Annotated in this window: 11 protein-coding genes; 5 read left to right on the top strand and 6 right to left on the bottom strand. The window is 63.4% G+C overall.

Annotated elements, in window-relative coordinates:
- Nucleotides 1-181 precede the first annotated feature (181 nt).
- The 4 genes from TQ38_RS18650 to TQ38_RS18635 form a co-directional block, all read right to left on the bottom strand.
- Entirely contained in the window at nt 182-5,455 is a 5,274-nt protein-coding gene (locus TQ38_RS18650; RefSeq protein ID WP_043979647.1) for a hypothetical protein, read from the bottom strand.
- 24 nt (nt 5,456-5,479) lie between these two features.
- On the bottom strand, nt 5,480-6,583 hold the full coding sequence (locus TQ38_RS18645; RefSeq protein WP_043979022.1) for an IS630 family transposase: 1,104 nt from the start codon (nt 6,581-6,583) through the stop codon (nt 5,480-5,482).
- 40 nt (nt 6,584-6,623) lie between these two features.
- Nucleotides 6,624-7,463 (bottom strand): hypothetical protein, encoded by an 840-nt coding sequence (locus TQ38_RS18640; RefSeq protein ID WP_162792294.1) that lies wholly within the window; start codon nt 7,461-7,463, stop codon nt 6,624-6,626.
- A gap of 334 nt (nt 7,464-7,797) precedes the next feature.
- Nucleotides 7,798-8,451, bottom strand: coding sequence for a YoaK family protein (locus TQ38_RS18635; RefSeq protein ID WP_082057908.1), 654 nt, complete (start codon nt 8,449-8,451; stop codon nt 7,798-7,800).
- A gap of 650 nt (nt 8,452-9,101) precedes the next feature.
- Here TQ38_RS18635 and TQ38_RS18630 point away from each other — a divergent pair.
- On the top strand, nt 9,102-10,607 hold the full coding sequence (locus tag TQ38_RS18630) for an integrase arm-type DNA-binding domain-containing protein (protein WP_240198140.1): 1,506 nt from the start codon (nt 9,102-9,104) through the stop codon (nt 10,605-10,607).
- A 65-nt stretch (nt 10,608-10,672) separates the two neighbouring features.
- On the opposite strand, the gene TQ38_RS18625 is transcribed toward TQ38_RS18630, so the two are convergent.
- Nucleotides 10,673-10,885: an AlpA family transcriptional regulator gene (locus TQ38_RS18625; RefSeq protein ID WP_043979116.1), complete on the bottom strand. Its 213-nt coding sequence runs from the start codon at nt 10,883-10,885 to the stop codon at nt 10,673-10,675.
- A 570-nt stretch (nt 10,886-11,455) separates the two neighbouring features.
- On the opposite strand from TQ38_RS18625, the gene TQ38_RS18620 reads away from it, so the two are divergent.
- The 4 genes from TQ38_RS18620 (at nt 11,456) to TQ38_RS18605 (ending at nt 14,123) form a co-directional block, all read left to right on the top strand.
- Nucleotides 11,456-12,337, top strand: a complete 882-nt coding sequence (locus TQ38_RS18620) for an ArdC family protein (protein WP_043979016.1) — start codon at nt 11,456-11,458, stop codon at nt 12,335-12,337.
- Nucleotides 12,334-12,579, top strand: coding sequence for a sigma factor-like helix-turn-helix DNA-binding protein (locus tag TQ38_RS18615; protein ID WP_043979014.1), 246 nt, complete (start codon nt 12,334-12,336; stop codon nt 12,577-12,579). The genes TQ38_RS18620 and TQ38_RS18615 overlap by 4 nt, the downstream gene beginning before the upstream one ends.
- 62 nt (nt 12,580-12,641) lie before the next feature.
- Nucleotides 12,642-13,568, top strand: a complete 927-nt coding sequence (locus TQ38_RS18610) for a HEPN domain-containing protein (protein ID WP_043979012.1) — start codon at nt 12,642-12,644, stop codon at nt 13,566-13,568.
- A gap of 39 nt (nt 13,569-13,607) precedes the next feature.
- Entirely contained in the window at nt 13,608-14,123 is a 516-nt protein-coding gene (locus tag TQ38_RS18605) for an AAA family ATPase (RefSeq protein ID WP_240198139.1), read from the top strand.
- A gap of 55 nt (nt 14,124-14,178) precedes the next feature.
- Here TQ38_RS18605 and TQ38_RS18600 read toward each other — a convergent pair whose 3' ends face one another.
- On the bottom strand, nt 14,179-14,466 hold the full coding sequence (locus TQ38_RS18600; RefSeq protein ID WP_162792191.1) for a hypothetical protein: 288 nt from the start codon (nt 14,464-14,466) through the stop codon (nt 14,179-14,181).
- Nucleotides 14,467-14,508: the final 42 nt, after the last annotated feature.

Genomic DNA, 14,508 nt, shown 5'->3' with positions numbered 1-14,508 from the left:
GCGCGACTGGCCGATTGCGGAATGGAAGCTTTCAGACAATCACGCGCGAGAAGCGGACCCTCATTCTTGGGCGCAGGCAACCATCGCCTGCGCCCCGTATCGAGGCGAGCCCATTCGCAGTCGATCCAAATGTACCATGAGCGAGATGGTCGTCAGCGACACTGAGCGACCTTGCCTGACGTCATGGCATGCCGGCGAATCCGGCGGCGGCGGCGATGGCGGGTGTCAGGGCACGGCGCAGATCCGGGGCAATCGAGCAAACGAGCTGGAGATCATCGAGGAAGCCGTTCGCGACTGACTGCTCCTTCAGCGTATGGGCGAGTTCCTCCGCCCAATTGCCGATCATCGACCGCCATCCCTCTCGATCAGCATGCGCCGCGGCGGCGGTCAGGCAAATCAGCAGTTCACGCTGCGCATCGGGCGGCGCCGCGCCATCAATCCGGTTCTTGCGCACCAGCATGCGCAGCTCGTTGGCGAGATCGGCACTGCGCGTGATAGCTGCGACACCGGCAAGGCCCATGAATAGCAACTCGCGCGATCCGGGGCTGGTTGCGGCGGCGAAGCGATGACCGTTTTTCCGCATCAGTTCGACCACCTGCCCGACCCGCGCCTCGCCCAGCGGGAACAATCCCCGCAGGTTGATCAAGCCCAAGATACTGGTCGGGGTCAGAACATCCGGCTCCAGAGCGGTGTCGAGGGTAGAGGCAAACGCCGTCGGGATCTCGCCTAGGTCCACACCATCCACACCCTCGAGCGGTCCCGGGCCGAAGCTTTCCGGAAAGATGAGGTTCCCGCCAAGACTGTCCTTGCCTGTTCCGCGCATCAGATCGTGCAACCTGCCTGGCGGGATCACCAGCCCTTCGCGCATCGCGGCATTATGGATCCGCCCGAGCAGCTCTGCCTTGAGATAGATCGGCGAAATCGCCTCCGGGTGCCATCGCGGCTCACGCTGCTGGTCGATGGAGGCCTGGAAGTAGAAGGGCCGGGCACGGGTATGGCTCGCCCACTCGGCAAAGTCCGAGTGGGGCGGATTCGCACGGAGCGTCCGCAAGAGAAGCGCGGCATGCGCGAAGGTGGCGAGCCGGCGCTGGAAGGGCGGCCAGTCCGCCAGCACCTTGGTTCTTGCGAGTTCACCGCCCGTCACGATGAGCGAGGCCATCATTTGGTGCAGCGGGCCAGTCTCGTCGTCCGAGTCCAGATCGCGCAGTTGTTCGTAGAGGATGATCACCGATGGTTCGATCGACGGGTGCCGCGCCACGGTCAGAAGGCCGAGTTCGATCGCGCCACCCTTCGACCAGGGGTCGTCGACTTCGATCGCCCAGCGCAGCAGCGCCTCGATGGTTTCGAATGGCAGGCCTGGCAACGGTCCGGTTGGGATGATCGCAGAATGGGACGCAAGTGCCAGGGCGACCTTGGCGGCCTCGAGCGGATCCCATGCCAGCAGCCGCGCGACATGGCACGGCAGAATTTGCTGAATAAGCTCGTCGATGCTGCCGGCGATCTCCGCACCGCACAGATGCTCAAAATAGGTCCGGCTATCGGGCACCATCGACTCGATCGCGACCCCGCCGCTCTGCGCCAGCACTTGGGGCAAACGCTGGAGAAAGGCTGCCGGCGTCGCGATGAAGAGCCGCTCGAATGGTACGATCTCTTCGTCCTTCAGCTCGCGGAGCGCGAGGACGTCACGCCATTCGGGATAGGCATCGGGCGCCAGGCCGGCTGCATCGAGATTGGCTGCCAATTCGGCTAGGCGGACCTCGGGGTCTGCGTGCAGCACCCTCAACGGTGGTAAGCCAATCCTGCGTTCACGGTTGTCGAGAAGCAGCGCGGGGCCATCGCCGTTGCGCTCCAGCGACAGCGTCCAGGACTTGCCGGCGTCGTCGTGCATCTCGCGCTGCGCTTCGCCGGCATGCAGGGCACGGAGGTGATTGAAAAAGGGAGTGCGATCGAATTGAACGTCGCTTTCGAACACGAGCCCGGATTGGACCTCTACGCCGACCGCCTCGCGGAAGTCATCATCCTCGACCAGCGCCAGTTGCATCTTCTTGGGGTAGAAGCTGAGCATCTCCGCGCTTGTCATCGCGGCACCCAAGCCCGTGCCGTCGCCAGCGCCGGGGTTCACCGTCACCCGCTCCGCGATCATCGAGCGCAGGGTCTTGAGCAGAAAGCGATAGGCGTCCGGATCGCTATGCTGGGCTGGCACCAGCACCTCCTCGTAGAGCCACGCCTCCATACGCTGCTGATCCGCAGCCGAGAGCTCGACTTGGCGGATCATGAGACTGCCCAGCGACAGCACATGGCCATAGCTCGCCGCCAACCCGCCCTCGCTTTCCGTCACGGCAGCGATCCACGGCCGCATGTCGAGCAGTCCGAACAGCCAGTTACAGCGGGCGCGAGCCAGTGCATCCTCGACGCCGGCCCATTGCGCGTGGATGACGCTGGATATTCCCTGACGCGCGCGGTGTAGCCAGGCATCTTCCGCCGGAAGCCGCAGGAATCCTCGCTGTTGAACGAGCAGGAGGTTTTCACGGATCGCGCGCAGCTCCGCGGTTTCGCGCATCACCCCGTCCTTCGCCTTGCTGCGTGCGACGAGCGAAAGCAGTTCCGCCCCGTCGAGCGGCACGAGAAGCGCGCCCGCACGGCGCAGCCCACCGCGATATTTGGCAAGCATGTCGGCGGGAAATAGCCTGGCGATGAGGGCACAGCTCGATAGAACGGCAGCGCTCCTGCCGTTCTTCTCAATGGCGCGAGTTTGGTTGAGATAGCGGTCGTCGGAGATGATCACATCGACCTCGTCCGCGAGCTCGGCAACCGCGATGTTGGGATGGGACAAGGGATCCTCTTCGGAGCGCGAACGCCCGAGGCGAACCTTTCCATGCGCGATACCTCGCGAAAGGCTGTCGCGAACGACCTCGATCGCAGCTTCGACATCGGCGCCGCGCCGTTCCGCCTCTATCAGGCCGCGCGCCTCGTCGGCTAGCTGATCGGAGACGAAGATCTTGAAACCGCCTCGCTGCAGAGCGTCGAACACCCGCGCGGTATCGAGATAGGAGACGCTCAGGTCATCGAGATAGAGTTCCGCGCCATCGGCGATCTCCGGCTCCCCGGGCCAGCGCGTCTCCACGCGCTCCAGATAGTGCCGCGCAAAGCCTTCGGCCTCCTCGGTGATATGGCCTTCAGCGAGCTTGTCGATTAGGCGCTGGCAACTGACCAGATGCCCTCGATATGCCGAGAGATCCGCAGGCTCATCACGGAACGAACCAACCTTGGTCACGGGCGCGGAGCGGACAATCAGGCGCTGCAGGCCATCCGGCTCGGCGACCTGAACCGTGGTCAGCATCGCGGCGAGCGTCCGGCCGACCTGCTCAATCAGGGCTCCGGGGCTCTGTTGAGACGGGACATGGACATGGAGCCTGTTCGCGAGTAGCGCTTGCGAGTGACGGTGCGCGGTGCGCACCCGGCTCGGCTGATGGATGGCAAGGCGCTGACGCTCCGCGAACAGCCAGCCCAACATATTGTGGGGCAGGATGATGCCGCCACGGTCGATCACACGCGGCAGCATTCCGAGCAAGGCCAGGCTTATGGTGGCGCTGCCATCGAGCGCTATCCGGGTGCTGTCCTTGATGGCTAAGTCGATCTCGCCCGGCGCCCCACTGAACAGCGGCACCGCGAAGCGACGCCGGGGATCGGCTTCGTTCTGGTTGGCGATCATCGCGATGAGCTGGAGCTCGAGTGTCGGGCGGCGCAGCAGCTTGGCGGCAACGTGCATCGGAATGCTGCCCGCCTTCAGCTTGTCCCAGATGTCGGTGCTGTGCCGGTCCCAACGCGGCATGTCGGCGACCAGTTGCTCAAGGTCTGCCGGATGGACCGGACCTTCGGGTCCCGACGTCCGCGCCGCCCCTTCGAACCACTGATGCACTTCGGCATCGTCTTCCAGGCCAGCGTTTAACCCCAAGACATAGCCGGCCAGCAGCACTTCCGGCTCTTCCGGCGCCCGTTCAACCGCAGCGCGGATCAGATCGAGCGCCTTGTCGGACTGGCGTTGCTGGGCAATTTGCGCGAGCTCAACCAGCTCTTCGGCGCTGCGCGATGACCGGTTCGCCCATTCGCTTTCGATATGCGCGTCGAGTTCCGGCCATCTGCCCGACGTAATCAGGAGGTTGATCCAAAGGCCCCTGTCATTGCGATCGTCCCGCTCGGCGCGAAGCGCGGCAAGGCCCTGTTCGGCGGCGACGAGATCGCCGTCGCGCCAGTCAGTCCAGGCCTTGGCTGCCCGCAACTCCGGCGATGCCGGTACGATGTCGGGAAAGTCCGTGAAGATCTGCCGGAGTTCGGCGAAGCGCTGATGCGCCTCGAGAAAGCGCACGACCATCGTCGCGTCGACGGCTGATCCGGTCTGGGCGATCAGCCGGCGCGCGCAATCCCAAAAACGCTCTGAATAGCCTTCGATCGCCAAGGATTGGGTCAGCTGCATAAGATTATGGGTCGAGGGGACCGTGGCGTAGAGTTGCTCGGCCATCGCGACCATCGAGCCCTGCGGTGCAACCTCGATCAATATCTGCGCCTGGGCCGCGAACGCGGGGTCGAGGTCCGGCAGATAGTCGGCGAGGCGTTGGCGTGCCTGGGCGTGTCGGCCAGCGGCCATCAACGCCTTGATCTCGACTTCGGCCATGCCCTCCCGGGTCAGGTGACGCTCGAACAGGTTCCGGTACCGGTCGAAATAGTCCGCGCTGGCCCCCGCATTGGGCTGCTCGAGGACGAGCGAGAGCCGGGCAACCGCGGCATGGCCGTCGCCCAGCGGATCGAGCGCGGCCTGGCGGTCCAGTTCTCGCTCGATTACATCGCGGTCGAGGAGTGCGCCAAAGGCCAGGCCGAGCGGGACCAGCGCAATGGCGTCGGACCCGCGAAGCCCCGCGTCAAGCGCTTCGATCGCAGCCGCGGCGCTGTCAGGATCACGCAAGTCGAGCCACAAGGCGAAGGTGCGCGCCAGGATCGCGGTGTCGTCACAACCAAGCACGGTGCCGTCCCGCCAGCTGCGATGGAAGTGCGTCGCCGCGGCACGGCGATCCGCCAGTTGGTCAGGCGTGTCTCCCAAGGGAAAGGTCCGCAAGTCGATCGGCTGGCTGAAGGCGACCAGCGCCTTCAGTTCCTCGGCGATCAGCGATCTAATCAGCCGTGCTCGTCCCAGATGGAGGCTGAGCGCAGGCGCCTGGTCCACGTCCGCCTCAGTGATGATCGATGCCAGGGCATACGCATCATCCCATTTGCGCTCAGCCAGGATGGTGGTGAGGAGCAGAAGGCGCCCATCAGCGTCGACGGTTTCCCCGCCCACGCCCGCGGTCACTGCCCAGTTGAGCATGGCTGGGCCGCCCACGGCATTGCGGACGATCTGGAGCGCGGCGGTATGCTTCAAGGGCGTATCAATCGGCTTGAGCGCTGCCAATCCGCGTGCCATGTCGCTGATCCTAGTCATCTGAATCTAAAGTTCGCCACATAATGTGCGTTCTGCGGTCTGGCAGAAGCGCTTGACCGAGGCGAGGATCTCGTCTGCCGACTTTGTCCATCGGTACGGTTTTGGGTTCTGATTGTGGCGTTCGATGAAGGTTCGGATGTCCTGCTCCAGTTCGCTCGTGGAGGTATGAACGCCGCGGCGCAACTGCTTGCGGGTAAGCTCGGCAAACCAGCGTTCGACCTGGTTGATCCAGGATGCCGAGGTTGGCGTGAAATGGACATGGTAGTGCGGGCGGCGGGCGAGCCATGCCCGGACCAACGCGGTCTTGTGGGTGGCGTAATTGTCCATGATGATGTGGACATCGAGGTCGCGCGGTACCTGCGCGTCGATCTGTTTGAGGAAGTCGAGAAACTCGGTGGCGCGGTGCCGCTTGTAGCATTTGCCGATGACAAAGCCCGAGGCAATATCGAGCGCTGCGAAGAGTGAGGTCGTGCCATGGCGGACATAGCTGTGCGTGCGGCGCTCCGGCATGCCGGGCATCATCGGTAGGACCGGCTGCTCGCGATCGAGAGCTTGAATCTGGCTCTTCTCGTCCACGCTGAGCACCAACGCTCGGTTGGGCGGCGACAAATACAGACCGACGATATCGCGGACCTTGTCGACGAACAGCGGATCGCTCGACAGCTTGAACGTCTCCGAGCGGTGCGGCTGAAGTCCGAAGGCCGTCCAGATGCGTCGGATCGTCGTGTGTGAGAAGCCAGTTTCTCCTGCCATCGAGCGGATCGACCAGTGGGTTGCGTCATCGGGCTTTGAACGCAGCGTCCGCTCGATCACGGCCGCCACCTGATCGTCCGCTATCGTTCTGGGTCTGCCTGGTCGAGCCTCGTCCAGCAGCCCTTCGACACGATCCTTGAGAAAGCGCCGACGCCACTTGCCGACGGTGTGCTCATGCACTCCCAACTCGGCCGCTACGACCTTGCTCTGGATGCCGTCCGCGCAGCGTAGGATGATCCGACACCGCTCCGATATCGAGCGGGATACCCGCCGCCGACGGACCTGCCGCTCCAAATACTCACGTTCTTCAGGCTCCAAAACTACCGGTGCCGTCGGCCGTCCGCTCGCATTCGCCATGCTGCGCTCCTCTTGTCGCGCACACAACATACAATGAAGCTTACTTTAGTTCCAGATGACTAGCGACCAGAAAGGCTCTCGCGATCGAAGCGTGTTCGCTTGGTGCCGCACCTTCAGCGATCTGGACCCAGCCGGCGATCAGGTCCGGGTCATGCGTGAGCGCGCCAAACCGGGCGATGGCAGCCAGGGCCGGCCCGCGCACCGCGGGAGAGCCGCGCGAATAGGCACCCGTCGCGAGCTTGTTACCGAGCTCCAGGGTTAGGGCTTCGCGCTCGAACTCGACAAAGAAGCGGCCCTTTCTCAGCCGATCACAGGCGCGAATAATTCCGTGATCGATATCTTCCTGGGGGAGCGGTGCAGCTGCTTCCTTCAGCTGATCTCCCAATTGGTCGAGCCGTGCATGAAGGATGCGGTCCGCCAGGCTGAGGCCATGCAACAGATATGCGCTGACGAAGTTGATGGCATATTCGAACGCTGCGAGCCCGAGACCCGGACCATCTGCGCCGTCAAAGCTTGCATAGAAATCGCCCGCATCCCTTTCGAGATTGCCGCGTCCTTCACGCAGCAGATCCGCGCGTACCCCCGCCTTGATCAGGTCTTGTACGCGTGCAGTGTGCAAGAATGCCTGCACCGAGGCTTCGGTGAAAAAATCCGGCGGACTAGCAAGCGCATTCTTGACCAACGCGAGCGCGGTCCGGCCTAGGGTCGCCGCGTCGCCGGTCAGGATTTCGAGCGCCTTGTCGATATCTGGATTGAAGTCGGCAATATCCCTAGCGCGCAGATCGGCGTCGCGCAGCGCCAACTGATCGCGCACAAAGGCTGAGAGAGGTTTGAGCACTGCCAACGCCGTTTTCGCTACTGGGATAGAAGGCAAGGCCATTCCCCGGGGTTCGCCCTTCTGCGTTTGTCTCAAAGGAACAAAGTGGAGCTTAGCAGTCCGCCGCATCTGAACAAGTGCCGGCGCGACCAAGACGGGGCGAAGCTGCCATTTCCTCCCAACTGGACGGGCGGTGGACAAGCAAGGATTACCGCCCAAACCTGACAGGCCGCCTCCTACCCAATTGCTCGACTCGGCGGCAGCTGGCCAAACGACGGCTTTTGGAAGCACCGGTCGACCAATCGAACGACCTATATGGGCGCAAGCCGGACGCGCCAATGCTCTTGTAGACCTGCTATACGACGTCGCCGTTTGGGCATATCCGCACCGCCGCTGCCTATTGGGCGTCCGGAGCCCCGCCCAGCGGGCCGAGATACAGGCTGAATCCCCATAATGCCGCGCACCATCCGCACGCCACCCACAGTGCGGATAGGCCCAGCACCGCGAACAGCGCCGCGCCAATGACTGCGCCCACCACCAGGCTGAGCCATAGCAGCAGGTGAGGGAGCCAGCCAAAGCGTGGCCCGCCGGTCAGCGCGACGGCGAGCGATTGGCCGAGCTTTACCAACGCTCCGGTCATGTAGGTAACGCCGATGCTGACCTCTCCGTCGCGCTGGAACACATTATTTACAGCCCCCATCGTGGCGGCCATTAGCAGTGTTATCGTGTCGCCCCAATGGTCTGCGGGCAAGGCGGCCAAGATCAGCACTCCCAGCACCGTCGCCAGCACCGCCTGTTTACGCCATCGGCCAGCTAGCTTGCCGATCAGCGCCCCGCTAAATACGCCGCCGACAAAGGCGACGATGAGGCCCATGGCCATGCCGGCAACTGCCGTTCCGCCCGCCATTCCCACCGCCATCCGAGTCGAATTGCCGCTCATGAAGGAGACGAACAGGCCGCCCAACTTGAGCAGGCCCAAAGCATCGACCATCCCGGCCAGCGCAGCCAGTCCAAAAGCCAGCGCATAGCGCGGCGCAGAGTCACTGCGCATCCTTCAGGCCGTTCGCTGTCGGGGGGTAGCAGAGGGCGGTGGCCACATGTCGGCCGAACCGAGCGTCCCCGGTGATCGACCTGCCGAACCTTTGTTCAGCGCAGCCCGAGACAATGGCGAATAGGCTCGCGCAAATGCGATAGTGATGGGCCATTCCGAAGTTCACGCCATTGGCGGGCTATTTGGCACAATTCGAGTCAAATGAACCGATGAGGCCCAAGCCACGCGAAACCAGAGCGACGGCAAAATCACAATGACGCACCGCTGACGCCCCATCCAGGTCATGGCAGCGCGCCGCGTGGTTGGGGTGGAGGTGCGGGGATTGGGAGGTGGGGGCATGGTGAGAGTAGATCAGAAAAGTAGGTGATAGGAAAGTAGACGGTGTGCCGGTGTTTGGCCGCACTTCAGTCGCAATTTGATTGTGCGCTTTCAGGCGCATCAATATCGCGTTCAAACGGCTTGGGTGGGCGCGTTGCGGCTAATGCTTGCTGCCTCGCCGGCGGCAACGTCCCAGTAGCAGCTGCCGTTGAAACCTTGATGGTGCCATATCCACAGCAAATGCAGCGTCCGGCCAAACCAAATATGAGAGACAGAACGTTACTCCAAAATTAGCACCAATTCTAGCACATAACATAAAATAGAAGATATAGGTGTTTTCATTCAACAAGATGGAGTTTATCCTTCATTCTCATAACCTGAAGGTCGCAGGTTCAAATCCTGCCCCCGCAACCAACACGAAAACGCCAAACCGTCTCAGGAAAACCCGAGGCGGATTTTTTATGCGTATTTTCCGTATCTTGTGTCGAGAATCCAGCTGTCAGGGCAGCTCATCAAAACCCGCTGGATGCCAGGAAGGCGATTTGCATTTGGGGGTATTTTGTGGGGTAATCTCCAGACCCCAGGAGGAGATACCCCCCATGCGTCTCAAGGATCTGGAATGTCGCCACGCCGCGCCGCGCGATAAGGACTACAAGCTCGCCGATGGCGGCGGCCTTCATCTGCTGGTTCGCCCCAATGGCTCGAAGCTCTGGCGGATGAAATACCGCTTTGCCGGGAAAGAAAAACTGCTTTCGTTCGGCGGCTATCCTGCTGTCAGTCTAAGCGATGCCAGGCTGAAACGAGCCAAGGCCAAGATCGCTCTCAGCGACGGGCTGGACCCCGGTGCCGGCAACGAGACCCGGAAGGGCAAAACCTTCGAGCAGGTCGCGCGTGCGTGGCACGCCAATCGCCTATTCGGGCTCGACAATGCTCACGCGTCGCGGTTGCTGCGCCGGCTCGAACGTGATGCCTTCCCGGTGATCGGTGCGATCGACGTGCGCAAGGTGACGAGCGCACAGGTGCTGGAAATGCTGCGCAGCGTAGAAGCACGCGGCGCGCTCGACGTGAGCCGCCGGATCAAGCAGCACGTCAGTCAGATCTACCGCTTCGCTATTCCGCAGGGATGGGCTGATAACGACCCTGCGCAGTATCTGACTAACCTGCTGCAGCCCAAGCCGCGTGTGCGGCATATGGCCCGCGTAGGCGTTCCCGAACTACCGAAACTTATACAGGCAATCGATCAGTACGATGGCGAAGAAAACCCGCGGCGCCGTGCCGTCACGCGTGCGGCGTTGCTGTTCACATTGCTGACCTGGGCGCGGACAAATGAGACACGGCTTGCCCTGTGGTCCGAGTTCGATGGACTTGATGGCGCAGACCCGATCTGGCGCCTTCCAGCCGAACGCATGAAGATGGGGCGCGAGCACATCGTGCCGCTCAGCGCGCCGGCCGTGGCGCTGCTGGACGAGGTGCGCAAGTTCAGCACTGGGGCCCATGTCTTCGTTGGCGACAAGCCGGGGCAGCCGATCTCGCAAAACACCATGATCTATGGTTGCTACCGCATGGGTTATCGTGGCCGGCAGACAGTCCACGGCTTCCGGGGGATTGCTTCGACGTGGGCGAACGAAGCCGAATGCTACCGGAGCGACTGGATCGAAATGGCGCTTGCGCATGTGGAGCGCGACGACGTGCGCGGGGCCTATAACAGTGCGCTCTATCTGACGCCTCGCCGGCGCATGCTTAGCGCTTGGGCGGACTATGTCATAGGAATGATCGGCGACGAGATGAGCCGCAATGGCGACAGCGTTAAACTTTCAGCGTCCCGCTGCCGCGCATAGTCTTATATTACGACGTCTACCCGGTTGACTGGCCCTTGGTTCGGATGACGTGCCTTAGTCGTTGGCTAGATCCCACTGTCTTCTGTCGAATAGAACATCGGATTGCGCATCCACTCGTTGACGGCGGTTTCGCGCCAGCCGGCGCACCGCGTGGCGATGCGAAGCTGCCTGGGAAACGTCCCGTCCTGGATCTTGCGATAGAGCGTCGCGCGTGAAAGTCCGGTGCGATCGAGCACGGCGTTGAGGCGAAGGATACGGTCGGGGGCGTTATCGGTCACGGCGGTGTCTCCTGATGCGGCGATGGCGCGATTGCCTCGCGGAGACAGCATTTGGGATGGCTTCGATGGGGTCAAGATGGCGAGATTCCGCAGGTTTTACGCCATTGTATCCCGTGCTTTCCTAGGGTCTTCGAAGCTGCTCGGGGCTGCGACGGAAATATTTTCCAGGGTGCGGTTTTGGGCGTCCCGCGGCCGGTGGCCGGGCCGGGCTCTGCCTCCCGCTTCGCGTCGGTCGAGCCGCCTTCGGCGTCTCGCCGGCATGGCCGCTGCGATCCCTGACGCGAAGGGCGGCCCGCGTGGCGGTCCGGGCGGGACGCAGGTGCGTCCCGGATGCGGACGCCGCGCGGGTGCGCGGCGGCGCTGGGCCTTCGGCCCCAAGGTGGCGGGGGGCGTCGCTACCCCCTAGCCCCGCCTCGGCGCGGCGCAACCTGAGCCGCGCTCAGGCCCTCCACTGCGTTCCGGCCTTTCAGGTGCACCCCGCCTTCACCCGGCGGGGCTTTTCGGTTCGCTCCTGCCGCCCCCCGCCACCCTGGCGCCGGTCAATGGCGGTTGAGGAAGGAGTGAAGGAGCATGTCCGAACGTCAGAGCCTCTATGGCGAGGTTACCGCGCGCATCATCGCTGAACTGGAGGAGGGCCGGTTGCCATGGGTGCAGCCTTGGGATGCGAGCAAGTGCCCGTGCATGATGCCGGCCAATGCGGTGTCGGGGCGGGTCTATTCGGGAATTAATGTGCTCATTTTATGGGCAGCAGGTGTCGGCGGCGGGTTCTCCTCGCAGCGGTGGCTGACCTATCGGCAGGCGGCAGCGGCGGGCGGAAACGTGCGGCGCGGCGAGAAGGGGACGGTGATCTGCTATGCGGATCGCTTCACCCCGAAGGATGAGGCGGCACGAGCGCAAAGCGAAGGCGGCGAGGCGCGGACGGTGGCGTTCCTCAAGCGCTTCGTCGTCTTCAACATCGATCAATGCGAGGGGCTGGGCGCGGATATGGCAGGTGGTTCGGTGCTGCCCGATCCGGTCCTGGCGATCGCCGGGGCGGACCGGATCATTGCCGGGTCGGGGGCGGACTTCCGGATCGGTGGCAGCGAGGCGTTCTATGCACCGGGTCCGGATTTCGTGCAGGTGCCGCCGCAGGTCGCGTTCCGAGAGCCGATCAACTGGTATCGCACGGCGCTGCACGAACTCGGGCACTATGTCGGCGGCAAGGGCCGCCTGGAGCGCGATCAGTCCGGAGTGTTCGGTTCGGCAAGCTATGCTCGTGAGGAACTTGTCGCCGAAATGACGGCGGCGTTCGCTTGTGCCTCGCTGGGTATCCAGCCCACCGTCCGCCATGCCGATTACATCGGCGCGTGGCTCGAGGTGCTGCGGGCCGATGACAAGGCGATTTTCCGGGCAGCAAGCGCGGCCAGCAAGGGCGCCGACTGGTTGCTCGCCTGCGGGGAGGACCGGTCATGAGCCGGCAGCCTTCCCGGCGGGCCCTGCTGCGCGCCGAGCGGCGGGGGCTGAGCCGAATGACGCCGTTCCAGCGCGAGGTGTTTCTGGCCCTGCGCGTCGAGACGGTCACATATGCCGATCTCGCCCGGCTTCACGGTGTCGGGGTGGGCGAGATCGAGGCGGCGTTCACCCAGGCGCTGCTGATCCTCATGCGCTTGGTGCGCGAAGGCGAACCGTGGTGGCGACGCCTGTGGCCATGGTGACAAGTTCCTGCCGCCCCGGTGGCTTGCCATCGGGCGGCGGGGACGACAGGGTAGGAAGCGACATGCGAAGCGATCTCGACCATCTTCCCGCCAACAAGCAGCGCGAGCTCGCGCGCGTGCTCCAGCTCGTCTTTGAAGAATTCGAGGACGGCATCGCGCTCGCCACCCACGACTGGAAGAAGAAGGGGCGTATCCTCAAGGTCGTGCTCTACGGCTCCTATGCGCGCGGTGGCTGGGTCGATGAGCCGCATACCGCCAAGGGCTACAAGTCCGACTACGACCTGCTCGTCATCGTCAGTGACAAACGCCTGACCGACCGGGTCAAGTACTGGGCGAAGGTCGATGACCGGCTGATGCGCGAATACGGCATCACCGGCACGCTCAAGACGCCGGTCAATCTGATCGTCCACACCTTGCAGGAAGTGAACGACGGGCTTGCACACGGCCGCTATTTCTTCATGGACATCGCCAGGGACGGCATCGCGCTGTACGAAAGCGACGACACGGCGCTCCACACGCCCAAGCCCAAGACGCCCGAGGCGGCGCTGGCGATGGCGAAGGAGTATTACGAAGAGTGGTATCCGAGCGCCTTGCGCGCCCACGTCAATTTCGATGACGATCTCAAGCGTGGCTGGACGAAAGATGCGGCCTTCATGCTGCATCAGGCGACAGAACGCCTTTATCATTGTGTCCTGCTCGTCACGACGTTCTACACGCCCCACGTGCACAATCTCGCGTTTTTGCGGACCCAGGCCGAGCGGCTCGATCCGAGGCTCGTCTATGTCTGGCCTAGCGACAATCAGCGCCACCGAGCGATGTTCGAGAAGCTCAAGGAGGCTTACGTCAAGGCGCGCTACTCCAAGCACTATACCATCACCGCGGAGGAGCTGGCCTGGCTGGGCAGGCAGGTCGAAGAACTCGGCCGCGTTGTTCAGGCTGTCTGCAGCGAGCGCATCGCGAAGCTGGAGGCGGATGCGCCGGTCGGCTGACCCTCGAGAATGACCCGCCCTCTATCAGACAGGTTCGTCGTGATCTCCGGCTGCTCGGGCGGCGGCAAATCGACCCTGCTCGCCGAACTCGCGCGGCGCGGGCACGCCGTTGTCGAAGAGCCCGGCCGGCGGGTGATCGCCGAGACACTGGCCGGCGACGGATCAGCACTTCCCTGGATCGACATGCAGGCCTTTGCCCGCCGCGCGATTGAGGTTTCGTTGCGGGATCGCGCCGAGGCCCAGCGTCATAAGGGATGGGTCTTCTTCGATCGCGGGCTAATCGACGCCGCCATCGCGCTGGAGCACGCCAGCGGCAAACCGGTGGCCGAGTCTCTCTGCCGCGAGCACCGCTACCACCGTGAAGTTTTCCTGACCCCGCCCTGGCCAGAAATCTATCGCCAGGATGCCGATCGCCGGCACGACATCGCCTCGGCTCTCGACGAGTACGAACGTCTGCTCGCCGCCTATCCGCGCCTGGGCTATAATGTGGTGATCCTGCCGAAGGCGCCGGTCGAGGACCGCGCCGCTTTTCTGCTCGAGCGGTTGGGCGCCTGAATCGGATCTGATCCGCACGGTAATTCAGCCAATCGCGCGGCCGTAACGGCTTTGCCTACCCGTTCGGCGCCGAGGCCGGGATTGTCCTGGCGACGCGGCAATCCTGCCAGCCTGCGTCGTCCTTCGGAACGAAAGCAATGAAGTCCCCGTCCAGGATCAGCGTGGCCTGCGGGCTATGGTATTGCTGACCCATCAACGAAGATTTGCGGACGAGGTTGAGTTGCCGCTCGCCCACCCGGACCCTGGCGCGTCGCTGCTCCGCCTGGAGCAGGAACTGGCGGCCACCCGCACATTGCACCTGGACGGGGGCTTTGGTCGGCTGGGCGGACGTGGAGATTGGCATTGAGGTCGCAGCCCCCAGACCAATGAGCATGACAAGCGAGTA

The sequence above is a fragment of the Novosphingobium sp. P6W genome (genome assembly GCF_000876675.2).
GTDB lineage: Bacteria > Pseudomonadota > Alphaproteobacteria > Sphingomonadales > Sphingomonadaceae > Novosphingobium.
The sequence above is the reverse complement of the archived record's forward strand: the minus strand, read 5'-3'. Positions and strand labels throughout refer to the sequence as shown.